Annotated in this window: 20 protein-coding genes and 3 tRNA genes; 19 read left to right on the top strand and 4 right to left on the bottom strand. The window is 46.2% G+C overall.

Features of this window, described 5'->3' with window-relative positions; all coding sequences use genetic code 11:
* Positions 1-118: 118 nt before the first annotated feature.
* Both dksA and folD read right to left on the bottom strand, forming a co-directional pair.
* A complete protein-coding gene (gene dksA, locus C3Y98_RS08635; protein ID WP_135278179.1) occupies positions 119-541 on the bottom strand; it encodes an RNA polymerase-binding protein DksA in 423 nt (140 codons plus the stop codon).
* A gap of 149 nt (positions 542-690) precedes the next feature.
* Positions 691-1,557: a bifunctional methylenetetrahydrofolate dehydrogenase/methenyltetrahydrofolate cyclohydrolase FolD gene (folD, locus tag C3Y98_RS08630; protein WP_135278177.1), complete on the bottom strand. Its 867-nt coding sequence runs from the start codon at positions 1,555-1,557 to the stop codon at positions 691-693.
* A gap of 103 nt (positions 1,558-1,660) precedes the next feature.
* On the opposite strand from folD, the gene C3Y98_RS08625 reads away from it, so the two are divergent.
* The 17 genes from C3Y98_RS08625 to C3Y98_RS08545 all read left to right on the top strand — a co-directional run bounded on the left by C3Y98_RS08625 (position 1,661) and on the right by C3Y98_RS08545 (position 21,689).
* Positions 1,661-1,737, top strand: a tRNA-Pro gene (locus C3Y98_RS08625).
* A 109-nt stretch (positions 1,738-1,846) separates the two neighbouring features.
* A tRNA-Arg gene (locus C3Y98_RS08620) sits at positions 1,847-1,923 on the top strand.
* A 20-nt stretch (positions 1,924-1,943) separates the two neighbouring features.
* Positions 1,944-2,019, top strand: a tRNA-His gene (locus C3Y98_RS08615).
* Positions 2,020-2,177: 158 nt separating this feature from the next.
* Positions 2,178-2,393 (top strand): hypothetical protein, encoded by a 216-nt coding sequence (locus C3Y98_RS08610; protein WP_135278175.1) that lies wholly within the window; start codon positions 2,178-2,180, stop codon positions 2,391-2,393.
* Between the two features lie 423 nt (positions 2,394-2,816).
* Positions 2,817-5,273, top strand: a complete 2,457-nt coding sequence (locus C3Y98_RS08605; protein WP_135278173.1) for a TonB-dependent receptor — start codon at positions 2,817-2,819, stop codon at positions 5,271-5,273.
* Positions 5,274-5,990: 717 nt separating this feature from the next.
* Positions 5,991-7,412: a sigma-54-dependent transcriptional regulator gene (locus tag C3Y98_RS08600; protein WP_135278171.1), complete on the top strand. Its 1,422-nt coding sequence runs from the start codon at positions 5,991-5,993 to the stop codon at positions 7,410-7,412.
* Between the two features lie 18 nt (positions 7,413-7,430).
* The gene (locus C3Y98_RS08595) at positions 7,431-8,939 is read left to right on the top strand and encodes an ExeA family protein (protein ID WP_135278169.1); all 1,509 of its coding nucleotides are present in this window, start codon (positions 7,431-7,433) and stop codon (positions 8,937-8,939) included.
* A 255-nt stretch (positions 8,940-9,194) separates the two neighbouring features.
* A complete protein-coding gene (gene mshL, locus C3Y98_RS08590) occupies positions 9,195-11,069 on the top strand; it encodes a pilus (MSHA type) biogenesis protein MshL (RefSeq protein ID WP_425339466.1) in 1,875 nt (624 codons plus the stop codon).
* A 7-nt stretch (positions 11,070-11,076) separates the two neighbouring features.
* The gene (locus tag C3Y98_RS08585) at positions 11,077-12,594 is read left to right on the top strand and encodes a tetratricopeptide repeat protein (RefSeq protein WP_135278167.1); all 1,518 of its coding nucleotides are present in this window, start codon (positions 11,077-11,079) and stop codon (positions 12,592-12,594) included.
* A gap of 92 nt (positions 12,595-12,686) precedes the next feature.
* Positions 12,687-14,393 carry a GspE/PulE family protein gene (locus C3Y98_RS08580; protein ID WP_135278165.1) on the top strand — a complete coding sequence of 569 codons (1,707 nt, stop codon included), beginning with the start codon at positions 12,687-12,689 and terminating at the stop codon, positions 14,391-14,393.
* Positions 14,394-14,396: 3 nt separating this feature from the next.
* Positions 14,397-15,602 (top strand): type II secretion system F family protein, encoded by a 1,206-nt coding sequence (locus tag C3Y98_RS08575; RefSeq protein WP_135278163.1) that lies wholly within the window; start codon positions 14,397-14,399, stop codon positions 15,600-15,602.
* Between the two features lie 20 nt (positions 15,603-15,622).
* Entirely contained in the window at positions 15,623-17,272 is a 1,650-nt protein-coding gene (locus tag C3Y98_RS08570) for a hypothetical protein (RefSeq protein ID WP_135278161.1), read from the top strand.
* Positions 17,269-17,898, top strand: a complete 630-nt coding sequence (locus tag C3Y98_RS08565) for a hypothetical protein (protein WP_135278159.1) — start codon at positions 17,269-17,271, stop codon at positions 17,896-17,898. The genes C3Y98_RS08570 and C3Y98_RS08565 overlap by 4 nt, the downstream gene beginning before the upstream one ends.
* A gap of 2 nt (positions 17,899-17,900) precedes the next feature.
* A complete protein-coding gene (locus C3Y98_RS08560; protein ID WP_135278157.1) occupies positions 17,901-18,431 on the top strand; it encodes a hypothetical protein in 531 nt (176 codons plus the stop codon).
* Positions 18,424-20,121, top strand: a complete 1,698-nt coding sequence (locus C3Y98_RS08555) for a hypothetical protein (protein WP_245234347.1) — start codon at positions 18,424-18,426, stop codon at positions 20,119-20,121. The genes C3Y98_RS08560 and C3Y98_RS08555 overlap by 8 nt, the downstream gene beginning before the upstream one ends.
* Positions 20,118-20,942: a type II secretion system protein gene (locus C3Y98_RS08550; protein ID WP_135278155.1), complete on the top strand. Its 825-nt coding sequence runs from the start codon at positions 20,118-20,120 to the stop codon at positions 20,940-20,942. The genes C3Y98_RS08555 and C3Y98_RS08550 overlap by 4 nt, the downstream gene beginning before the upstream one ends.
* A 3-nt stretch (positions 20,943-20,945) precedes the next feature.
* Complete coding sequence (locus tag C3Y98_RS08545) at positions 20,946-21,689, top strand: HesA/MoeB/ThiF family protein (RefSeq protein ID WP_135278153.1); 744 nt, start codon at positions 20,946-20,948, stop codon at positions 21,687-21,689.
* A gap of 40 nt (positions 21,690-21,729) precedes the next feature.
* Here C3Y98_RS08545 and C3Y98_RS08540 read toward each other — a convergent pair whose 3' ends face one another.
* Positions 21,730-22,572, bottom strand: coding sequence for an SPFH domain-containing protein (locus C3Y98_RS08540; RefSeq protein ID WP_135278151.1), 843 nt, complete (start codon positions 22,570-22,572; stop codon positions 21,730-21,732).
* A gap of 35 nt (positions 22,573-22,607) precedes the next feature.
* On the bottom strand, positions 22,608-23,057 hold the full coding sequence (locus C3Y98_RS08535) for an NfeD family protein (protein ID WP_135278149.1): 450 nt from the start codon (positions 23,055-23,057) through the stop codon (positions 22,608-22,610).
* A 157-nt stretch (positions 23,058-23,214) separates the two neighbouring features.
* Between C3Y98_RS08535 and C3Y98_RS08530 the strand changes: the two genes are divergently transcribed.
* Both C3Y98_RS08530 and C3Y98_RS08525 read left to right on the top strand, forming a co-directional pair.
* Positions 23,215-24,438: an FAD-binding domain-containing protein gene (locus C3Y98_RS08530; protein ID WP_135278147.1), complete on the top strand. Its 1,224-nt coding sequence runs from the start codon at positions 23,215-23,217 to the stop codon at positions 24,436-24,438.
* A gap of 89 nt (positions 24,439-24,527) precedes the next feature.
* The gene (locus tag C3Y98_RS08525; RefSeq protein WP_209308773.1) at positions 24,528-25,094 is read left to right on the top strand and encodes a LemA family protein; all 567 of its coding nucleotides are present in this window, start codon (positions 24,528-24,530) and stop codon (positions 25,092-25,094) included.
* The last annotated feature ends 1 nt before the right edge of the window (position 25,095 follow it).

Below are 25,095 nucleotides of genomic sequence, written 5' to 3'. Positions count from 1 at the left end.
ATAACAAAAAGCCCGCAATTGCGGGCTTTTTGTTAATTTATTGTTTTAAATATTCATTCAAGTTTTTTAGTTAAGCTTAAATGAAAAAACGCTAAAGTTGGTACTGGCTTGGCGCTGGTTATTTAGCGACTTGGCGTTCTCTTAGTTCGTCTAATGTTTTGCAGTCGATACATAAAGTGGCTGTCGGGCGTGCTTCTAGGCGTTTTAAGCCAATCTCAATGCCGCAGCCTTCGCAGTAGCCGTACTCATCATGTTCGATGTTGCGTAAGGTTTCATCAATTTTCTTAATAAGCTTACGTTCGCGGTCGCGGTTGCGTAACTCTAGCGTCATGTCAGATTCTTGACTGGCTCTATCGTTTGGGTCGGCAAACATCGTCACTTCATCCTGCATGGTGTGCACGGTGCGATCAAGTTCTTCGCTTAACTCAGCTTTCCAGTCATTTAAAATAGAACGAAAATGTTCTAGTTGAGCTTTGCTCATGTATTCTTCATCAGGTTTCGGCTGATAAGGCGTGAATTGCTTACTAATTACATCTGCCATAATAATTACCCAAATACAAAAAATTAAAAATATTGAAAACTGAGCTAACAAAAATGTTAGCTCCTAAAATCAGCGCATGAGTGTACACTGATTAATGGTTTGATGCAAAAGCCTAATTGGTATGCATCTATCCAATTGATTTAATGTGATTAAATTGCGCTGCCTTGTTCACTAAGTTCTAATGAGAGCAATGTGTTCTCCATCAACGTTGCAACCGTCATTGGGCCAACGCCGCCCGGCACCGGTGTAATCCAGCCAGCACGCTCTTTTGCAACGTTGAAATCCACATCGCCGCAAATACGACCGTCTTCTAGGCGGTTGATACCGATATCAATCACAATGGCGCCTGGCTTAATCCATTCCCCTTTGATTAAGCCTGGTTTGCCAGCAGCAGCAACCACCAGGTCAGCGTGTGCAACCATCTTGGCTAGCTCTTTGGTGTGGCGGTGGCAGCTAGTCACTGTACAGCCGGCTAACAATAACTCTAAGCCCATCGGGCGGCCTACGTGGTTAGATACGCCTACAACAACAGCATCAAGCCCCATAAGGTTGATGCCTGAGGCTTCTAGCATTTTAATGACACCAAATGGTGTGCATGAGCGTAGCGTTGGCTGGCGCACGGCCAAGCGACCAATATTGTATGGGTGGAATCCATCCACATCTTTGTTTGGGCTAATGCACTCAATGATGTGCTCTTCTTCGATTTGCGGTGGCAATGGTGATTGCACCAGAATGCCATCTATCGTGTTATCTTGGTTAAGCTGCGTGATTAAGGCAAGTAGCTCTTGTTCTGTCGTGGTGGCTGGCAAATTATAGGCAACGGAGCGAATGCCGACTTTCTCACAAGCTAGGCGTTTGTTGCGCACATAGATGGCGGAGGCAGGATCCTCGCCTAACAAGATAACCGCAAGACCTGGCGCTCGTTTGTTGGCTAACAGGCGTTGGTTGATTCTTTCTTTGATTGAGTCTAATAAATTGTCGGCAATTGCTTTGCCATTGATAATTTGAGCAGTCATTGGGTGTCAGAATCTAAAAATTCAATTAATTTGTAAAATAAAGCGCTATTTTAGCATATAGCGATTGACCTTAATCTTAGTTTTGGTTATATTACTGCCTCTTCGGCGTGTAGCGTAGCCTGGTAGCGCGCCTGCTTTGGGAGCAGGATGTCGGGAGTTCGAATCTCTCCACGCCGACCAAACTTTTTGGGTGTTAGAAGTAAGTCTTACTTTTAACACCCAAATTAAAAGTCAGCCCGAAAAGTCAGTGCTTTATGTTGTAGATGATATAAAGCCTTGTAACCAAAATCTGCCCGTAGCTCAACCGGATAGAGCACCAGCCTTCTAAGCTGGGGGTTACAGGTTCGATTCCTGTCGGGCAGGCCATGTATTAAAAAGTCTCTATGGTGGCTGTAGCTCAGTTGGTAGAGTCCAGGATTGTGATTCCTGTTGTCGTGGGTTCGAGCCCCATCAGCCACCCCATATATTAAAAGCCCCGCTAACTGCGGGGCTTTTTTATTGCCTGTTAGTGTGATTAGTGTGGCCTGATCTTAAGTTAGGTCTCTAATCTTTTTGACTTTAGTCTGCTTAGGGCGCACGATGCTTTAACTATTAATCACGCTCTAAGCTTGGGGTAATGTATGAAAAAGGCAAAAGTGATGGCTTTAGCAATGTTAGCTCTGATCGTTATTGGCGTGAGCGTTGTTAATGCTGATATGCTAAATCCAAGGCAGCCCGTAACATTCTTTGGTGGTCATGCCCATGATGCAGAAGGGACGCATGGTGCGCCATCTCATGGCGGCGGCTTAGATAAGTACGGCTGTCACAACAAGTCTGTGCCATACCATTGTCATTAGTGGCAATTTCAGTGCAATTCTTCACATAAGCACTCACTGTTTTATTTGTGCTCGGTCTTGCCGATGTGCATAAAGTACAATTCACTGCACATCTAAACGGTTTTGTTGATACTAGGTCAAGATGCTTCTCTCTGTAGTCATAAATAGACTTCTTGCAGAGATCTCTCCATGCGGTGCATGATTGATGTCAAGGGCAATTATGCCCATCAATTGCTGTACTAATGCTAGCCCTGCACGTATTGGTTTGTGGTTGCTTTTAGCCATTTTGGTGGTTGATTAAAGCCAGCTTTCTGGTGCCTTCATGTATGTTTTTGGTGTTTTAATGCTTAACTCCATGATTTAGTTTGATTATTATTGATGCTTAATGTTGGTATGTCTTTTGCGTACAAGATCCCCGTATTTAAAATAACGACAGGGAGATGTATGCAAAACACAATGAAACCAAAGCTGATCTTGCTGGCCATATTAGCCGCCTATTCGGTACCGCAGGCGGTGCAAGCTGGGGAAAAGATTACAATTGACAAGGTTGAGGTGGTGAGTACAACACCGCTACCATCTGTCGGTGTGCCAGTCAGTCAAATTCCTTCCAATGTGCAAACAGTAGATGCTGAAGATTTGGATCGTACCCAATCTTTGGATATCAGTGAGTATATGAAGCGCCATATGGGTAGTGTTTATGTGAACGAAGTTCAGAATAACCCATTGCAGCCAGACGTCAATTATCGTGGATTTACTGCATCACCTTTATTGGGAACACCACAAGGTCTTTCTATTTATATGGATGGTGTGCGTATGAACCAGCCATTTGGTGATGTGGTTAGCTGGGATTTGATTCCTAAAAATGCGATCAAAGGCATGCAGTTGATGCCGGGCTCAAACCCGATGTTTGGATTGAATACGCTGGGTGGTGCATTGTCGATACAAACTAAAAACGGCCGTGATAACCCAGGTGGCGCGCTGCAGACCTTGTTTGGTAGTTGGGGTCGTAATGTTACCAATATGGAGTATGGCGGAGTAGCTGATAATATTGATTACTTTGTTGCCGGTACTTTCTTTGATGAAAACGGCTGGCGTGATCATTCTGAATCTAACTCTAAGCAGTTATTCGGTAAATTGGGCTGGCATGGCGAAAAAACAGATCTAAACCTGACTTACGCTTGGGCAGATACCGATCTGAATGGGAATGGCATGACTCCGCAAAGTATGCTGCGCCGTAATTACGACAGTGTATTTACATGGCCTGATAATACACAAAATAAATCCAACTTTTTAAACCTGCAATTGGCACATTACTTTACTGATAATGTATCACTAACTGGTAACACCTATTACCGTAAGATTAAGACCCGTAGCTATAACGGTGACCTGAATGATGGTGCGTTGCCAGAAGAGGTGGGTGGTCAGGGACAAAACATTTTGACTGCTGGCTTTGTCTCTGCTTGCCCTGCGCAACTTGCGAGCGTGGGCGGTGAGCCTTTAGAAAAATGTACTGGCTTAATTAACCGTAGCGAAGTTAACCAAGAAAATATGGGGATTTTTGGCCAGGTAAACGTAAGTAATCAGCTTTGGGGACGCGCTAACAGCTATAGTATTGGCAGTGGTTTCGATTTTAGCCGTAGCACTTATAAGGCATCTTCTGAATATGGTAGTGTGACTAGTGATCGCGGTATTCGCGGCACAGGTTTCTTCCTTGACCCAACTAACGGCATGGACTTTAATGCGGATAATGAGTTGGATGATGCACGCGTTAATTTACGCGGTAAGAATTACACTTGGAGTGTTTTTGCGACAGACACTCTAGCTGTTACTGATAAGCTACATGTGACTGCTGCTGCACGCTATAACCATATCCGCGTGAAAAATAGCGACCGTTTGGATGGTGATATTTACCGAGATGCTGATGACTCACTAAGTGGCAATCATACCTTTAGTCGCGTTAATCCAGCACTAGGTTTAACTTATGCAGTAAGCGGTGCCTTGAATGCTTATGCTGGCTACAATGAGGGCAGCCGTGCGCCAACCAGTATTGAGCTTGGCTGTGCTAATCCTGACAATGGTTGCCGTTTACCTAATGCCATGGCCGGTGACCCGCCGCTCGATCAGGTTGTGACTAAAACATGGGAAGCTGGTTTACGTGGTAAGCTGAATAGTGCCGTATCTTGGAATGCAGGCGTGTTTACTGCAACCAACTACGATGATATCCAGTTCATTAGCAGCCCAACTTCTGGTGAAGGTTACTTTAAGAACTTTGGCGAAACGCGCCGTCGTGGGGTTGAGGGTGGCCTAAATGCGGTAGTTGGTAATTTAGGGTTTGGCGCAAACTATACTTTCTTGGATGCTACCTATCAAAGTAACGAAACTTTTATGGCTGAAGCTAACTCGTCGGCGGATGATGGTAATGTCAATGTTAAAAAAGGTAACCGCATCCCATTGGTGCCAAGAAATGTGTTCAAGTTCTATTCTAATTACCGTGTAACCGACAGGTTTAGCGTTGGCGGTGATCTGCTTGCAATTGCTGGCTCTTATGCACGTGGTAATGAGAATAACAAGCATGAATCAGGCGGCACTTTCCTTGGTGGCGGCAAAATTGCTGGTTATAGTACGATTAATCTATCGGCAGCATTCCAGATTAATAATGAATGGAACCTGTTTGCACGTGTGAATAATGTGTTGGACAAAGAGTACGCAACGGCTGGGCAACTCGGCGCAAGTCCGTTCAGCCCAGCAAGCGGTAACTACATGATCGGTGGTTCAAATAACCGCCGCTCTATGACCGTGGGTGAAACATTCTTAGCACCGGGTGCACCACGCTCTGCATGGATCGGTGTGCGTTATGAGTTTGGTGGCAAGAAGTCAGCGTACGCACCGTCAGCAGATTAGTGCCTAGGTAGATAAGTAATAATGATGTGTCATTGCTCAAGCCGCACTTAGAGTTCGTAATCACTATGTATTACTTAGTGTGAGCTTGAAGCTGTGACTTTTGTTGGTGTGGGTTGGTGCTTTGTTGGCTAACTCTCTGTTTTAAAGCCCTGCATGATAGCAGGGCTTTTTTTTGAACAGATATCAAGGCGCTGATGCTGCATGGGTATCACTAGCGTTAAATTAGTATCAATTGCATAGTCAAGAGGGTATCTTTGCCCTGGTTAAGATATATGGCTATTGCGCTGTTCGTTGCGTGCATCATGCAGGGTGTTGCGCATGATGGTTTGAGTGTTGTTGGGAAGTGTGCCTCAGTCTTTTGTTTCCCAAGTAAGTGTGAAGAGGTAAATCAAAAGCCCACAAAGCCGGTGGTATTGAGGCCTTAGCTTATCTAGAAGCACATTGCCTACACTTTTCAGTCAATTTTGGGGTGATAATCTACCTGTGATGGCTGTAGAGTCATTGCAAAGTACAGCTTGTGAGTCGCTATTGGTGGCGCGTCAAAAACACTAGGGTTTTTTGGCCGTTTTACTGCTGAATTGGCTAGGTGTTTAATTATGGTTTTTATCTCGGTTTTCATCATACTGCATGGGTGGCGAAAGTATTGATACATCAAACTAATCAGGCTATAGTGGCGTTGGTTATAGTTATTATCTAATTTAAAAAAAGGGTTTGTTAATGGCGGCACTACGTCCTGTATTGATGATTATTGATGATGACCCGCTAATCACTGATACCTTACATTTTGTGTTGAGTAAATATTTTGAAGTGTGTGTGGCAGAGTCGTACACGCAATTGAAAAGTTTGCTGCAACAGTTAGATTCTCCTCCCGCTCTGGCTTTAGTCGACTTGGGCCTGCCGCCAACGCCCCACACCCCCGAAGAGGGCTTCAAAGTCATTAGCGCGCTGCTGACACACTCGCCAACGATTAAAATTCATGTACTTTCAGGTCAGAGTGATGATGTGAACGTGAAGCATGCGCTTGCATTGGGGGCTGTGGATTTTATTGCCAAGCCTTGTGATGTAGAAAAGCTTAAAGACATGTTGTTGAATGCGCTCAAAGTGCAGGATGTTGAGCTTAACGAGATGCGGGTGGAGCAAGAGCATGGTGGCTTGCTTGGCAATAGCTTACCTATCCAAGCGTTACGTATGCAAATTCGGCAGTTTGCGGACTCTCCTTTCCCAGTTTTGATTGAAGGTGAATCTGGTAGTGGAAAAGAGTTAGTGGCGAGCAGCTTTCATTTTGCAAGTCAGCGCTTACTTTATCCTTATTTATCGGTTAATTGTGCTGCGGTTTCCCCGTTGCTGGCTGAATCTATCCTGTTTGGCCACGCAAAAGGTGCATTTACAGGCGCGGTGACTGCGCACGCTGGTTACTTTGAGGATGCCGGTGAGGGCACTTTATTCTTAGACGAAATTGGTGAGTTGCCTTTAGAGTTGCAGGCCAAGCTGTTACGTGTGTTGGAGAATGGCGAGTATCAGCGTATCGGTGAAACGCAAACCCGTAAAAGCCGAGCACGGATTGTTGCAGCAACCAATCGCGATTTAAGAGCCGAGGTGCGTGCTGGTAAGTTCAGGTCCGACTTATATCACCGTTTAAGTGTATTTACGGTACATGTGCCACCGTTACGCGAGTTGGCAGATGATAAGCATCTGTTGCGTGATCATTTTATTGAGTTTTATACCAAGCAAATTGATAAGGCACCTTTTAGGCTAGATGCAAAAGCAGAAGTACGTTGGCTGGATTATGACTTCCCAGGCAATGTCCGCGAGCTAAGAAATATCGTGATACGGTTAATTGCCAAATATTCTGGCAAGACCGTTAAAGAAAATGAGTTGCTTGCTGAGTTTGACTTAAGTGAGCCGGCATCGAGTGCAGACGCCTTTAATTTTAACGATGATGCGAGCATGACCGCGCAAGCGCAAAAACATTTGCAGCGCCAAGTGAATGTGAGTTTAGATGCTGTGCTTAAGTCTTGGGAGCGTGCTTATATCGACGCAGCAATGAAAATGACGCATGGTAATTTAAGTCAGGCAGCTAAATTGTTAAATGTGAATCGAACAACGCTGTATAGCCGTATGAACACACAAGAAGACTAATCGTCACTAGGAAATCACTTGTATTATCCACACTTTGGTTTGCAGCAACCCCCGTTTAAGATTACCCCCAATACAGACTTTTTCTTTTCTGGTGGTAATCGCGGCGCAGTCCTTGATGCCTTAGTGTATGCCATTGGTAACGGCGAGGGTATTGTCAAAGTAGTTGGTGAGGTGGGTAGTGGCAAAACCATGCTGTGCAGAATGTTGCAAACTATACTCCCCGAAAGAATCGAGAGTATTTATCTTGCAAACCCCAGCGTAGCGCCTGAAGATGTGTTGCATGCGATTGCTTTTGAGCTGCAGTTAGATTTGCCTAAAGATGCGGATCGATTGACGGTGATGCAGGCTTTGCAGGCGCATTTGCTAAATCGGCACGCAGAAGGCCGCCAAGTCGTGATTTTTGTTGAGGAGGCGCAAGGCATGCCGCTGGCAACGCTGGAGGAAATTCGCCTGCTTTCCAATCTGGAAACCAAGCAAGACAAACTGTTGCAGATTGTGCTGTTTGGACAGCCCGAGTTGGATGAGAATTTAAACCAAGAGCAAATTCGCCAGTTGCGAGAGCGCATCACGCATCGTTTTAATTTAGGCCCCTTACACACGAAGGATGTTGGTGAATATCTGATTTTTAGATTGCGCGCAGCGGGCTATCATGGCCCCCATTTGTTTACCGAAGCGTCAATTAAAAAGTTGTCTCATGCAGCGCAGGGCTTGGTGAGACGTGTGAATATCCTGGCCGATAAAGCTTTGTTGGCGGCATTTGCTGACAATGTCTATCAAGTAACGCCTAAGCATGTAAAAGCAGCTATCCAAGATAGTGAGTTTGCTGAAAGTTTGTATGGACAAAAGTTTAGCAGTTATAAACAAATTGCGGTGTGGTTCCTGTGTTTACTAGTGATTTTAAGTGGGATGCTAGTCGCGGCGATGATGTGGCAGCGCCCATCTGTTCAGCAAAGTGCTGCAAAAGTGACGGCGAAACCAATCCAGTCGGTGAAGGTTGCCCCTGCCACCGTCAACTCTAGCCTGCCTCATGCAGCTAAACAATCCGCTGTTGCCGTGACAAATACGCAAGTGAAGGTCAATGACTTTTCTGCACTGACTAATGCTAATGTACCCGTGACATTGAAAGATGTCGCTGTGGCTGTTGATAAGCCTACTCTAGAAGGCGCAGAAGGGTTGGTGCGTCAGCGTTTGGATGCGATGAGTAAACTATTAAAGAGTGCAAAGCCAGAAACCGTATTGCTGCAAATTAAATCGGTGCCCAATGCAGTGTCGACAGATGAGAAGGTTGAAGATGTGCAACTGGTTGCAGAGCTTGAGAGTTTAAGTCGGCAAGTGGAGGTGGATAATATTTATCTTTACCGTATGCGCAAAGCTGATGGCTTATATACCGTAGTGTTGTATGGCGCTTACGCGCAGCGGGCTGATGCACTGGATGCACTCAAAAGCTTGCCCCCATCTATTAAAAACAACCGGCCTTATTTAAGAACCTTGGCTGGAATTAATAAAGATATCGTGCCGCTTAATTAAATTTTGTAGTGGATATGTCGTGATATTTATCTGTTTTTAATGATTGTGCGTGTTTAGATTGGCGATGCTGCGCGGGCATAGAATTTAATTACGCATGAGTTCGCTGTGAAGTTTGGTGTTCCACCTCATTAATAACCTTGATTTACTCCTGTAACTTGTTGTTGCTATTTGTATTTTCTTGCATTTTTTGCGGTATCATGGAAAATGATTAAAAAGTGTACAGATAAAGTTACAGAATGTAGGGGTAACCAAGCCGTGATAAAGAATAAAACAGTATCAACACTGCTATGCATGACCTTGGTTTTGGGGATGTCGGCGTGCTCACATCAATCCAAAGTGAAGCCATCAACAGGACATATTGATGGCCAAAATACATCCTCCCCATCCCTGACCTCAAAACCAGCAACGCCTGCAGCATCTGCTGCTATTCCTAAGCCGGTCACTAACAGTCAGTATTTGCCGCCACCTACACCTAAAGCAAAAGAGCCTGTTTACAGTATTGTTGTTTACGACACTCCCGTGAAAGAAGTGCTGTTTGCAATAGCCAGAGACAGCAAGCTCAATATTGATATCCACCCTGCCATTCAAGGACGAGTGACTTTAAATGCCGTAGACCAAACCTTGCCGGCGATTTTGGAGCGCTTATCTAAACAGGTGGATTTAACTTATAACGTTAAGGGTAAGGTGCTGACAATAACGCCAGACCAACCAGTGTTGAGGACGTATAAGGTTGACTATGTGAACATGTCACGAGATGCGGTTGGTTTTATCGGTGTGGATGGTCAAATTTCTAGCACTGGCCAGAGTTCTAGTGCTAGCGGTGGCACAACAAGTAACACGTCAGGTACGGGTGCGAATAATAGTTCTCGTACCATGGTTAGAAGTGAGTCCAATAACCGTTTTTGGGACACCTTGGAAAAAAATATCACAGCATTGTTAGCCGAGAGCGATAAAGAAATCATTATTGGCAGATTAGAGGCAGATAAACAGTCAGCTAGCGCAGATACTCAAAGCGCTAAAGAGGGATCCGCAGGTGTTGCTGGGAATGCACAAAAAGCTGAGCCTAACCTAAGAGCAGATACCCAGAAGGCCTTTACTGAATACAAAACCTTGTTTGCAGCCAATGTGATTTCTAATCGTGAGGCTGGCGTAATCAGTGTTCGTGGCACAAACAAGCAGCATGAGCGAGTTCAGGAGTTTTTGGATAAAGTGCTCGCGAGTGCTAAACGTCAGGTGTTAATTGAAGCGACCATTGTTGAAGTGAGGCTTAGTGATAGCTTTCAGGCAGGGATTGATTGGAGCCGATTAAATAATAGCGCGACTAATAGTGGTTTTCAGTTTAGGCAGCAGTTAGGTGCGCAAACTAACAGTATTAATGCAACAGGGAACACTTTCACTACTACCGCGAATGCATTTGGCACGGCTACTAATGCTGGGTTTGTGGCTGGATACCTTAACCCGGTAAGCAAAATAGGTAATATTGCGGCATCTATTAATTTACTTGAGCAGTTTGGCTCAACTAAAGTGCTGTCCAGCCCTAAGTTGATGGTGCTTAATAACCAAACTGCAGTGCTAAAAGTTGTAGATAATTTGGTGTATTTTACAGTGCAGTCACAGCAATCACAGGGCTCTGTAGGCGGAGGTATATTGTCTACCGTGACAACTACACCGAATACAGTGCCTGTTGGCGTTGTGATGAGTGTTACCCCGCAAATCAATGATTTGAGTAACGTGAATATCAATATACGACCAACGGTTTCGAGGGTGCTGGGGTTCAAAAAAGACCCCAATCCTAATTTAACAGTTGAAAGTTTAGTGCCTGAAATTCAAGTGCGCGAAATGGAGTCGATGTTACAGATTTTAAGCGGGAATACAGCTGTACTTGGAGGTTTAATGCAGGACGATGTGCTGACGAACACCGATAAAGTGCCAGGCTTGTCAAAAGTGCCTGGTGTAGGAAAAGTATTTACTGGACAAAATGACGCAAATCGTAAAACTGAGCTGGTTATTTTCCTACGACCTACAGTGATTATTAGCGCGAGTTTAGAAAGCGATGAGCTTTCTGCCTACAAGCAGTATCTTCCTTCACAGCAACTGGAAAATACATTAGATGCTGAGAGCGAAAGGTAATTAGCAAATGAGTTTGCTAATCAAAGCACTGGCGACAGCCGAAAAAGATAAACAGAAGGCTGAGAAATCCGGACGCACGGATATTTTACCTTCTGACGCGTTGTCACTCTCGCCGCTAGAACTTGAGCCAGATAATGCAAAGGCTATTACAAACGCTGATGAAAGTGCTGTGGACAAACATGCCGAATCTTTTGCCTTAGCGCAAGATAAAAGTGCGTTCAGGAGTATGGATTTATCTCTGGCTGAAGAGGCGGGCTTGATTGGCGCTGATGTCAAATCCAAAGAGGATGTCCCAACTAAACATCTTGCCCAGCCTGCGTCCACTAAAACAAAAAGTAAGGCTGATGCGTTTAATGAGGCGGCAATGGCAAGTGTTGCTAACCTGAAAGCGCAGGCTGATGCTGCTAAGGGTAATCAAAAGGCAGCTGCCAGTGTATTTGTGGCAAATCACGCAGTTAAAACTGCCAGCTCACGAATTGCTTTGCTGTTGCTGGGTGTTGCTGGCGCTTTGATGATTTTGTTGGGCTTACAAGGATATAAATATATTAAGGCGCTGGGCGTCAGTGAGGTCGTGGTTGTAACACCAGCGCCGCCAGCGGCTAATGTTGCAGTTGTGGAAAGTGAAGTGAGTTCTGCGCTTGAGGATGCCGCAGCTAGCCAGCCGGCTGAGGTACAAAGCACAATGGATAATGTAAGTGCTGATGGGGTGGCTGCAAATCCGGTGCAGGATAGTGGTGCGATGGTGAAGCCTGCGTCAGAAAAGCTTAAGCAAGCAGCTAAGGTAGATGAGCCAATGTCAGCAGGTGAGCCTGCTGCTGGAGAGGCGATTTCAACCTTTCAGCCACCAGTTTCAGCAACCGCGCGCAAATTGACAAAAGTGGATGAGGCTGTGCGACGCGAACCTGCAGCGACTGAGCCAAAAGAGCCGCTAAGGCTCGTGAGTAAAGCGCAGGCATCGGGAGTTGACCCTACATTGCTTGCTGCGTATGAGGCATTTAACCGCGGTGATGATGTTTCTGCACAGCAGAAGTATCGCCAAGTATTGCAAAAGGATGTCAGAAATGTGGATGCCCTGCTGGGCATGGCGGCAATTGCACAGCGCCAAACCCGCAATATGGATGCTCTCGGATGGTATCGTAAGGTCACGGAAATTGAGCCTAGAAATAGTATTGCTCAATCGGCGATGGCGGATTTAGAGGCGAATACAGATGCGGTAGGGGCCGAGAGTAAGATTAAAAGCATGCTGGCACGCCAGCCCGAAGCGGCTAACTTGCATGCGGCTTTAGGTAATTTATATGCTACACAAAATCAGTGGGCTTCTGCACAGGCTGCTTATTTTAGCGCTAGCCAGTTTGCACCGATTAGTGCCGATTATGCATTTAACTTGGCGATTAGTTTAGAGCATTTAGGCAAGCCAAAATTAGCATTGGTGCAATATCAGCGTGCGCTTGATTTGCTGAATATGACGGGTGCTGCCAGCCCAGACCGTGCTCAGGTAGAGGCAAGGGTCCGCGCGTTGCAGTAGTGAGGCCTCTACATAATTATTCAAGATAGTCGTAGTGCTGATTAGGTAAATGAAAAAAACAATAATGAACTTATATAAACAGGCTAAATTAAATGGCTGAACAGCGGCGTAAAATTCGCTTAGGCGAGTTGATGGTGCAGCAGGGCTTAATTAGCCAGGATCAGCTGCGCATTGCGCTGATTGAGCAAGAGCATAATGACTTGCCGTTAGGGCGTCAATTGGTGCGCTTAGGCTTTGTGACTGAGGCAATGGTGCGCGACACCGTTGCGCATACTATCGGTACAGATAGTGTTGATTTAACCACCGTAGTGGCTGATTTTGAAGCGTTGCAAATGGTACCGCAAGATTTCTCACGCCGATACCACTTGTTACCAGTGGCGTACGACGCGCTAACCAGAACCATGGTGGTGGCCATGGCGGATTTGTTCAATGTGGTGGCATTGGATCAGTTACGTGCCATGCTGGGCGGGCAGATTCAGTTAAAACCGGTATTGGCGGCCGAAGCGCAGCTGGAAGAGGTGATTGACCAGTTTTATGGCTATGAATTATCTGTTGACGGCATTTTGCGCGAGATTGAAACCGGTGAAATTGATTATCAGAGTTTAAGTGCAGATGATAATGAATATACACAACCGGTAGTGCGCTTGGTCGGTGCTTTGTTGATGGATGCAGTGAAGCGCGGCGCCTCGGATATTCACTTTGAGCCAGAGCAGGCTTTTTTACGCATACGTTATAGAATCGACGGCGTATTGCAGCAGATTAGAAGTTTGCATAAAAGCTATTGGGGTGGTTTAGCCGTTCGCTTGAAAGTGGTTAGTGGGCTGGATATTGCGGAAACGCGTGCGCCACAAGATGGCCGCCTGAATATGAACTTATGCGGACGTCCTATCGACTTCAGGGTGTCTACACACCCCACCATCCATGGTGAAAATATCGTATTGCGTGTGCTTGATCGTGAGAAATCTATTATCCCGATGGAGCGCATGGGGCTGCGTCCAGAAACGCTAGACGAACTGCAATTGATGATGACGCGTCCCGAGGGGATTTTGATTGTCACGGGGCCTACCGGTAGCGGTAAAACTACGACTCTTTATTCATTGCTAACCCATCAGAACACAGAAGCGGTCAATATCATGACACTGGAAGACCCAGTGGAGTATCCGGTGACCATGATGCGCCAGACATCGGTGGCTGAGGTGAATAAGGTAGATTTTGCCAATGGTATCCGCTCTATTATGCGGCAAGACCCCGATATCATTTTAGTGGGTGAAATCCGCGATGCAGATACTGCCATGATGGCGTTCCGCGCGGCGATGACCGGACATCAGGTATTCAGTACTTTACATACCAACTCAGCATTGGGTGCTTTTCCGCGTTTAACCGATATCGGTATTCTGCCTGACATTATGGCCGGCAATATTATTGGCGTGGTAGCCCAGCGCTTAGTGCGCGTGCTGTGCCCGCATTGCAAAGAAAAACACAAGCCGGATGATATTGAGCGCAAGATTTTGCGGCTTAAACCAAACGATCAAACACCGATTTACAAGCCAAAAGGATGTAAGCATTGTAATCAAACCGGTTATAGAGGGCGTATGGCGATTATTGAGCTGCTACGCATAGACTCGGATATGGATGCATTGATTTCGCGACGTGCCCATTTGGATGAGCTGAAGAAAGTGGCATTGGATAAAGGATTTGTCACTTTAGCTGAGGATGGCGTGCGGCGGATTTTAGAGGGATACACCAGTGTGACAGAAGTGATGCGGGTGATTGATTTAACCAGCAGGATCAGTACGTAAGCTATGCCATCTTTTAGCTATAAAGCCGTTGATAAATTAGGCCGCATTGCCATGGGGCAGGTGGATGCACTCAATGAGGTCGATTTGGAAATGCGGCTTGAGCGCATGGGTTTGGATTTAATTACCTTTCGCTTAGCGACTAGATCTACCAGCCTGTTTAATCGCAATAAAGTCACCAATCAAGACTTAGTCATGTTTTGCTTTCAACTGGAACAACTATCCAGTGCCGGCGTGCCGCTACTGGAGTGCTTGGTCGACTTGCGCGAGAGCACTAACAACCCATATTTCCAAAAAGTACTGGGCGCCATTAGTGCCGAGGTCGAAGGTGGCAAAATGCTGTCACAGGCATTGGCTGAGCATCCTGCTGTATTTAGTGATGTATTTGTGAGCTTGATTGATGCAGGTGAGCGCACAGGTCAGCTCTCAGTCGTGTTGAATAACCTGTTTAATACCATCCGCTGGCAAGATGAGCTGATGTCGCAAACTAAAAAACTATTGGCTTACCCTGCGTTTGTTGCGGTGGTGGTATCGCTTGCGGTTGTCTTTTTAATGATTTATGTTGTGCCACAGATGGTGTCTTTTTTGCGCAATATGGGACAAGAGCTTCCGCTTAATACCAAGATTTTGATTGCGATGTCGAATGCCTTTGTGGATTATTGGTGGTTAATTCTTGGTTTGCCCCTGGCTGGCGTCGCCTTGCTGGCAGCAACGATTCGCACTAACCCTGCAGCGCGTTACCGGTTTGATTTATTTAAATTAAATATCCCCGTTACCGGGCCTATCTTGCATAAAATCATCATGGCGCGGTTTGCCCGTTATTTTGCATTGATGTATCAAACCGGCATCCCTATTTTGGATGCGATTAAAATTTGTGAAAACATCGTCGGTAATCGGGTGGTGGCAGATGCGCTGACGCGCGTGCACACGCAGATTAACGCGGGCGATGCCATGAGTGAAAGCTTTCGTAATGCCGGATTGTTTCCGCAGCTGGTGGTACGCATGATTAAGGTCGGCGAAAGCACTGGTGCGCTAGATAAGTCGTTACTCAATATCAGCTATTTTTATGACCGTGATGTGAATGATGCTATGCAGAAAATGCTCAAAATGATAGAGCCTGCGCTCACGGTGCTATTGGGCGGCATACTTGCGTTCATTATGTTCTCGGTACTTGGTCCGGTGTACGACTCATTTAGTAAGCTTAAAATTTAAGTGATTCAATATAACAAAGCATGATATTCGCTAATCCAAAAAAACTCGTGTTATGTGCTACGGCCAACCAGTTGCTGGTTGGCGTTTGGTATGCGGGTAAGCTGCAAGGCAACCAGACTTTTGATAATAACGAAGCCGGGCATCAGGCATTTGCAGCATTTTTGCAACAATACTCATCCAGCCCGGTTTATCTGATTGCAGATGCTGTAGAGGAAGATTTCAGGCTTGAGAGTTTGCCGCACACGACAGGCAGTGCGAAGCATGAGCTGATTACCCGTAAGTTGAATCAGCACTACCGAGGTTTGGATTACCGCACGGCTCATTTTATTGACCGTGATAAAGACAAGCGAAAAGATGATAACTTTTTGTTTGTAGCGATTAGTAAAGATGATTTCCTGCAAGCCTGGGTTGCCATTATCAAGGCGCATGAGTCGCAGTTAGTGGGCGTTTACTTGCTGCCTATGTTAAGCCAGGTATTGATGCGGCAGCTTAAGCTAACAGTGCCACACTTGTTACTTTGCGAAAAGCTCTCCTCTGGGTTACGCCAAACGTATTTCCATCATGGTTGTTTGCGCATGAGTCGCTTGGTACCGAATGTGCCTGACGGGTCAGGGCAGTTGGGTTATTTTTATCTGGTAGAAATTGAGAAAACACGTCTTTATTTGATGAGCCAGCGCTATATCTCGCGCGACACACCCTTAAATTTGGCACTAGTGAGTGCCAATGGCTCTACCCAGCAGATTAGTCAAGGCATCAGCCAGGAGCAGGGCTTGAATTGTTCCGATGTCAACTTGAGCAGCTTAGCCAAAACACTAGGTTTGCCAGTGGCCTTGTTGCAAGAAAAGCCAGAGTTGATGCATATGCAATTGCTGGCAAATGGCCATTTTGTTGATAACTTAGCACCAGACTGGCTCACTAAATACTTTCAGTTTAATAAATTAAAGCAAGGTTTGGTGATAGGGACAGCTTTAGTGGGTTTCTTTGGCATGGTCGCTGCGGCTTGGATGTTTAAAGAGGGCTGGGATCATAAGTCCGCTTTTGAGCAAGCGCAGCAAGATACGCAGATTCAGCAGCATCGGTATGACGAGGCCGCAAAAGATTTTCCCGTGACGCAGATTAGCGCGAATGATTTAAAAGTTGCAGTGGAGTTAGATAAAGCCATCGCCGCATTTCCAAAATCACCAAGACTGATGATGCAGGTGGTTAGTGCAGCGCTAGCGCCTACCCCGCAAGGCGCGTTGGATGAAGTACAGATTGATCGGTTGCATTGGGTGCTGACCAATGACAGCAACGTTAATGATCAGGATAAATTTACGCCATTGCCTGCGGCTGCGGGTGGTGTGCAGACGCCCGCCAACGCTGTGCCGCCTGCCGACCCGACTAAGTTAATCGAAGTGGGCTTTCTCACAGCACAAATTTCTGGGTTTACTGGAGATTATCGGCGTGCATTGAATAGCCTGAACCAGTTTGTGGCTAACATTAAGGCGGATGCGAGAGTTGCCGAAGTGGTTGTGCTGCAAGAGCCGGTGAACGTGAGCTCATTTGTTAGCTTGCAGGGCAGCACCACGGACGAGCAGTCTACACAAAAGCAACCGGCGTTCTTTAAATTAAAAATAGTGTTGAAGCCAGCCTCAGATGTGACTAACGCAAGTGGGGTGCAGCCATTATGAAGCTAGAGCCAAATGACTGGAAAAAGCTGCAAATCCCCTTGGTGGTGTTAGGTGTGGTGATTGTCGTAGTAGTGGCGTGTATCGTGCTTGCACAACAGTATAAAACTGAACAGGAACTGGCATTACTCAATCAGCAGAATCAGCTCAATGCAGCCCGCCAGCGCTATCAGTCTTCCGGTTTGGAGAAAGAAGTCATTACCGCATATCTACCTCAATATCAAACCTTAATTAATAAAGGTTTTGTGGGCGAGGAGCGTCGCATAGAGTGGGTGGAGAGCTTGCGAGATCAACATAAAAACCATAAGTTATTTGGGATTAAATACAGTATTAAACAGCAGGAAAAATATACGCCTGCATTTGCACCTAATCTAGGCGGTTTTACATTAAACCGCTCGGTGATGCAGTTTGAGCTTGATATGCTGCATGAAGGAGATTTATTGCAGCTAACGGAGTCTTTAAGTAAAGCCGGTGTGGCTGAGCTGATTTTAAGGGACTGCGAAATGACCAGATTGAACGAGAGCGGCGCTTTGAGCAGTCAGTTGACTGCCAACTTACATGCACAGTGCGAGCTGGACTGGCTTACCCTGCGTGAGCCGGCAGCAATCCAAACCGTAGCGGGGCCATAGTCATGCTGAAGTTACTGTTTCATGTACTAGTTTTTAGCTTGATGAGTGTTGGTTTCTCTGTCATCCAGGCTGCGCCTAATGATGACTTTGGGCGCCTATTCAGTAAGCCTGCCGAACGTGAGAAGCTAGACAAGCTTAGACAAAGCCAGCAGTTAAAGGTGGCCACGCCCCATGAAGAATCGCCCGAAAGCGATACGGAGCCTTTAGCTGTAGATACATCCACCCCTATTGCCATGCAGGGTTACGTGAAGCGCAGTGATGGGGTGAAGGGTACACTTTGGATTAATAATCAAGCCGTGCAAGAGGGTGATGCTGTCGATAATGTACAAGTTGGGCGAATCAACCGCCGAGGGTTTTCAACTAAGGCCGCAAGTACAGAAGGGGTTGATGTACAAGCTAGCGGTAAAAAGATTCGCCTTAAAGCTGGCCAAGTGTACGAGCCTGAGACCAGCCAAATTAAAGAGCTGCAAGTGGTGGAGAAAGCCAGGCGACTAAGATTAGAAGAGGCTGGAGTGATTGGTGGTGATGAGTAGTCGTCCACTTGGGCATAGCGGCCAGCGAGGAATGGTGCTTATTCTCATCGCATTTATTATTGGCTTAGGTGCCGCAGCGTTCATGTTCAAAATGTTCAATGCATCAAGTTTGCAAGTTGAGCAGGATGAGAAGACTATGCGCGTCTTAGGTGAGGCTAAATCAGCATTGATTGCATGGGCAGTGAGCCATCCCAATCATCCGGGTCAGATGCCTTATCCTGACCGGAATGGAGATGGCAATTACGATGGGTACAGTGACTGCTTTGCCACTAACGTAAGTTTCTCATATAGCTTTTTACTTGGTAGGTTGCCAATTCATGGTTTAGATCCAAATTGCAATAACCATGGAATTACAGTAACCGCAGCATTAGGGGCAGATTTCCGCGATGCGACTGGTGAGCCATTATGGTATGCAGTATCTAAGAACTTAGTACATGATTACAACGGCACAGGCGCTAACCCAATCATCAATCCAGGCGTTGCGAATGTAGCAACAGATTGGATAGAGGTCGTGGACCGAAATGGAAATGTCATATCCAATCGTGTAGCGGCTGTAATTATTGCCCCAGGGACATCTGTTGGTGGGCAGGATAGGTCATCTGCCGCACCTGATGCACGAGAGTATTTGGATAGAATCGTTAGGAGCTCAGATGGCGTGCCGTTTAAAAACTATGCTCTTCCTCCTCTGGAAGTTAACCAATTTATCATGGGTGAGGATATTAGAAGAGTAGGTGCTAATGATACTGTCTTTCAAAAGCCATACTATTTTAATGATAAGCTGGTATACATCACTGCGGACGAACTGCTAACCGCGCTAGAGGCGCGGGCTGCAAACGAACTAAAGAATGCTCTTTTAAACTATTACGAGCCAGCTTCGGGTGATCGGCCAAATGGAAGAGGGGTTGGCTACTTCCCCTACGCAGCGAGTTTAGGCAGTAGTAAAGATTATGCCTGTGTAGCATCAAACGTAGTTGGCGTCTTGCCGATAAGCAGCGTTGCGCCTGCTGATTTTACTTGTAACTATAGTCGTGGCGGCGGGTTGACCAGTGCAAGTTGCAGTACTGGCTTTACGAATATCAGTGCAATTGTAATGCGGAAAAATAATAATTTTACGAGCTTTTCTGGCGCTTGCTCTTACTCAGGGCGAGATTGCACCTGCGCCGGTGCGGGCTCGTGCTCAAGAGGTGGGCAAACTTTTAGTTGTAATGCACTGGGTAGCTGCAACGCTAACTTCAACGGCACGGTTACTTTTAAGGGAGGGGAGTTCACCTCTGCTAACTCACGTTGCAGTTTGAGCTGTACAGATGTTGCGTGTTCGGGAGCTGGTGCGGGTAGCGCTACCAGAACTTCGTGCGTAGACCCGGTTTTTAATACTGGTGGGTCGCAACTTCCTACATGGATTATGACGAATCGATGGTACGATTATTTTTACTATGCTTCATCTAGGACTGGCATTAAGTTAACGGGCGGCAACAAAACAAACGTAGATAGTTTGTTAATTGGTACAGGCCGTTCAATTGTTGCACCATTTAGCGTACCCTCGAAAGGTAGTGCGCAATCAAGGCCGTCATGTGCGATTAATGATTATCTGGATAGTGCTGAAAATGCTAATGCAGATCAAATATTTGATAGACAAAATATAACAAGAACCCCAAATTACAATGACCATACATATATCGTAGCACCATGATAAAAAAATCATTTTCACATCGTTGTGTTGGTGGGTTTACACTGGTAGAAATGGCCATTGTCATCGTTATCCTTGGATTCGTCCTTGGTGCGCTGCTGATGCCTATGCAAGTGCAGCGACAACAACAAGCTCAATTACAAACGGAAAATACGCTAGCGATTGCCAAGAGGGCGTTGCTAGGTTACGCGCAGGCGCATGGCCGCTTGCCTTGCCCAGCAACAGCGGTTAGCAATGGTATAGAGCAACCGATAGGTGGTGCGGCTACTTGCACGCAAGCGGTAGGTTTTCTGCCGGCGGCAACCTTGGGCATGCAGCCAGCTGATGCGCAAGGGTATGCATTAGATGGCTGGGATAATCGTATCCGCTATGCCGTTACCCAGTCTAGCGCAGGCGGCGCCGCAACTCCGGACTTTACAACCAATATTGCAGATAATGCTGCGACGCCACTAGTGAACGAGGCAGATGGTATGAATGTGGTTGGTATGTCTAACTTACTGCCAGATTTACGGGTTTGTGCTAGCTCTGTAGGCATAACTGCCGCGGTGTGTTCCGCCGCCGTGCCAGAAACAAATTATCTGATTAATAACGCCGTGGCTGTTATCTACTCTATAGGTGCTACGGGGAACCAAGCCATTGGCGGCGCAGATGAAACTGCTAACTTGAATGATGCGGATGCTAACGGCATTGTGGATGATGGCGTGTTCGTAAGCCATGAACCTAGAAGTGCTGCTGACGCCAATGGTGAGTTTGATCACATCGTGACTTGGATTTCTCCTTATGTTCTCTATAATGCCATGATCGAAGCAGGACAATTGCATTAACTTATGAACGACCAACAACTTCTACGCTATAGCCGCCATATTTTATTACCGCAGATTGAATATGAGGGACAAGATAAACTAGTCAATAGCCACGCGTTAATCGTGGGTGCTGGCGGTTTAGGCTCGCCAGTTGCGTTGTATTTAGCGGCAGCGGGTGTAGGCACCCTCACTATCTGTGATTTTGATGTGGTGGATTTAACCAATTTACAGCGCCAAATTGTGCACACCACAAGCGCTGTCGGTGTAAATAAAGCCGTATCTGCACAAGCCACCCTGCAGGCAATAAATCCAGAAATCACGGTGAATACGGTTTGTGAAAAATCATCTGCCGCAGATTTTGAGAAACTGATTACACAAGCTGATGTGGTGATTGATTGTAGTGATAATTTTGCTACACGCTATCTGTTGAATCGCCTTTGTGTGCAGTTGAAAAAGCCGCTGGTGTCTGGGGCGGCCATTGGTTTTGAGGGGCAGGTCACGGTGTATGACATGCGCTCAGACAACAGCCCATGTTATCACTGCCTGTTCCCCGATAATGGTGAAGACAGTGATTTGCGCTGTGCAACGAATGGTGTGTTTGCTCCGCTAGTGGGCATGATAGGCACTTGCCAAGCGGCAGAAGCGCTAAAAATACTGATGGCTATCGGTGATAGTTTGCAGGGCAGGCTCTTGTTGCTCGATGCACTCTCTATGGAGTGGCGTACGATCAAGCTGAGTAAAGACCCAGCTTGTACCGTGTGTGCTTAATTTGCCATGCGTGCTATGCTCAGCATAGCAATTGGCTAGATTACTTGCCGCCTATTAAGCTCTTTACCGCACCGACTAAGTCGCCTGGCATGACCACAACCTTGCTGTTCTCAGATGTCGACATTTTTTGTAATGCGGTAATGTAGCGGTCACCTAACAAGAACATCGCTGATGCGTTGTTTTCTTGTACGGCCTCTGTAATAAATTTAATTGATTCTGCAGAGGCTTTCGCCGCCACCATCTGTGCTTCGGCATCTTTACGTGCAGCTTCTAAGCGTGCTTCCGCATTTAAAATAAGAGATTGTTTTGCACCTTCAGCCTCGGTCACTACCGCAACTCTTTCACGCTCTGCCGCAGCTTGGCGCTCCATGGCATCCTGCATATTAGGCGATGGTTTGATATCTTGAATCTCAACCGATTTAACGGTTAAACCCCAGTCTAGCGCTTCATCTGCAATCGCAAGTTTGAGTTCAGACTTGATGCGGTCACGTGAGGTAAGGGCTTGGTTGAGATCCATACCGCCAATGATAGAGCGTAAACTGGTTTGCACCATATTGCGCATGGCTTCACGGAAATTCTCAATGCCGTATACGGCACGGTCAATCTTCGTCACTTTAATAAATGCAACCGCATTGGCTAGAATTACTGCGTTATCGCGGGTGATGACTTCTTGCTCCGGCACATCCAGAATAATGTCTTTGGTGGTAACTTTGTAGCTTACTCTGGTAAAAATCGGGTTGATAACATGCAGCCCTGGTGTGAGTACGCCAGCAAATTTACCTAAACGCTCCACCACCCACTCTTCACCTTGCGGCACAATGCGCACGCCTTTAATGATGGCGACAATTACTAAAAATATGAGTACTAAACTAAACTCTGTCATTTGGAAATTTCCTTAAGTGAGAAGATTAAAAAGCGTTAACTAACTTTTGTAATGCGTAGTGTATTGCCTTCAACAGCAATCACTTTTGCCTGACTTTCGGCTTCTATCACCTCGTCCGACACTGCTACCCATTCGCGGCTACCCATTAGGCCTTGCGTAAAGCGAATTAAGCCGTTCTGTGCAGGGCTGGTTGTCTGCAGCACAGTGCCGATGCGGCCAATTTCTTCGCCTTGTGATTGACCCACAACTGAGCTGCTATCCGTTTTTTTGTAATAACGTCGCCATATTGCCAAAGACCCGATAGAGAGGATGGCAAACGCGATGAATTGTATCGCGTGTGGAATGTTTGGAAACAGCCAAGTGGCAATCGCTAAACAAATGGCAGCGATGCCAAACCATAATATATATAAAGTACCTATGGCTAATATTTCTACTGCGATTAAAACGATACCTAATACAGCCCAAACCCAAGTTGCTTCTATCATTTGATATCCTGATACAAAGATTGATAAGTGTTAAGCCTAAACATCGGTAATTATTATTGCACGATATTTCAATATTTTTTAATATAAAATTCTGCAAAAAAGGTGTACCCTTTTGGGTGGTATATCATGTTCCATTAACATTGTAGGAAATACTCCTATGGGCCCCGCACAGAAACTTAATCTTCCGAGTGACCGGCTAGAACGATTGCATTACGTCAAGCGCATGTTTGCACAAGCAAAGGGCCCTGATCTTGCGGAAGAATGGTCTGGCGGCAGGACCAGCGCGTTACGAAAGTTGCATGCAGTAGATGCTGTGCAGTACGGACGTAACCGTAATTTTATTAATGGTGCAGTCACACATTTATCTCCATACCTACGCCACGGCTGTCTGAGCTTAAATGAGACTTTTACTTTTGTGAAACAGAAGTTTGGCTTACAAGGCGAGAGCCTGCTGATGGAGCTAGCTTGGCGCGATTTTTGGCGGCAAGTCTGGTTTTATGAAGGGAATGCTATCTTTAGCGAAATGGAGCCACCTAAGGTTAATCTTGATTATCAGCCGCTGAGCGATGCGGTTAAGCAGGCCAACACTGGTTTACCCTGTATGGATGGCTTTATTAAAGAGTTGCTGGATACTGGCTATATGCATAACCATGCCCGCATGTGGTTTGCGAGCTATGTGGTCCATCATCTTAAAATCGACTGGCGTGAGACGGCTGATTGGTTTGAAGCCCACTTGCTAGATGGCGATTTGGCAAGTAATCACTTGTCATGGCAATGGGTTGCGTCGACGTTTAGCTCTAAACCTTATTACTTTAACAAAGAGAATCTGGAGCGTTATACGGGGGGTAAATATTGCGCCACATGCACAGCGCAATGCCCGTTTGATGCGAGCTATGAGGTGTTGAATGGGCGTTTATTTTCGCCATCACTCACCGCCAGCCCAAAGCAATATCCTATTAAGTCATTGCCGATGAAGGGCGCGCATACATTTAAAGCGGTTGCGGTGCTGGTGCATGATGAAATGCTGTCTGCACAGAACCCTTTGCTTAGTAAGCCTTATCCTAAAATCTTTGTGTTTGACCCTGTGTTGTGTGGTCATTGGTCACTAAACAGATTGCAGTTTGTGGCAGACTGTCTGCATGAAATGATGAATGTTGAGGTGTGGATGGGCGATACGCACGCTGTGTTGCTGCAAAAAGGCGTAGGGCAGATTTTTACGCAGGACACGCCTAACTTTAAGCTTAAAGAAATATTGGCACCATTTTCCCCGAGCTGGGAGCACGCGCCAAGGCTAGCGAATGTACGGCTGAGTGAGCGGCGCTTAAAGCGTTTTTCTCGCTACTGGGAGAAAGTAGGCCCAGTGTTGATGGCGGATGTTTAATCTTTAACTAGTAAATGCTACTATCCATAGCGACTCAAGTATTACGCGAGTTCGCAGGCCGATATCATCAATAAAAATAAGGGGATATGATGTTAGTGTGGATAGTGGTAGCCGTCGTTGTGCTGTATTTTGTCATCACATACAATAGTTTGGTCAGTGTTAAAAATAACGTTGAAAAGGCATGGTCTAATATCAATGTGCTGTTAAAGCAGCGTCATGAGGAGCTGCCTAAACTGATAGATACTTGCCGGCAGTATATGCAGCATGAGCAGGCTACGCTAGAAAAAGTGATTCAAGCGCGCACACAAGTGAATGAAGCGCGCGACCAGCATGATGTTACTGCGCTAGGGCAGGCCGAAAGCGCACTGCGTGTAGGCTTAGGTGGTCTGTTCGCCGTGGCGGAAAGCTATCCAGAGCTTAAGTCTAACCAGAATTTCTTAATGCTGCAGACCCGCATCACCGGGCTTGAAAATCAAATTGCAGACCGCCGCGAGTTTTATAACGACAGTGTGTACATTAACAATGTGCGCGTGCAACAGTTTCCGGATCTAATCGTGGCAAGGCTGTTTGGTTTTGCCAAAGAGTCATTACTTAAATTTTCCAGTGAAGAGCTTGCCGATGTTGACGTAAGTCAGCGCTTTAATGCCAAGCTGTAGG

Source organism: Methylotenera oryzisoli (assembly GCF_004661485.1).
Taxonomy (GTDB): Bacteria; Pseudomonadota; Gammaproteobacteria; order Burkholderiales; family Methylophilaceae; genus Methylotenera; species Methylotenera oryzisoli.
The sequence above is the reverse complement of the archived record's forward strand: the minus strand, read 5'-3'. Positions and strand labels throughout refer to the sequence as shown.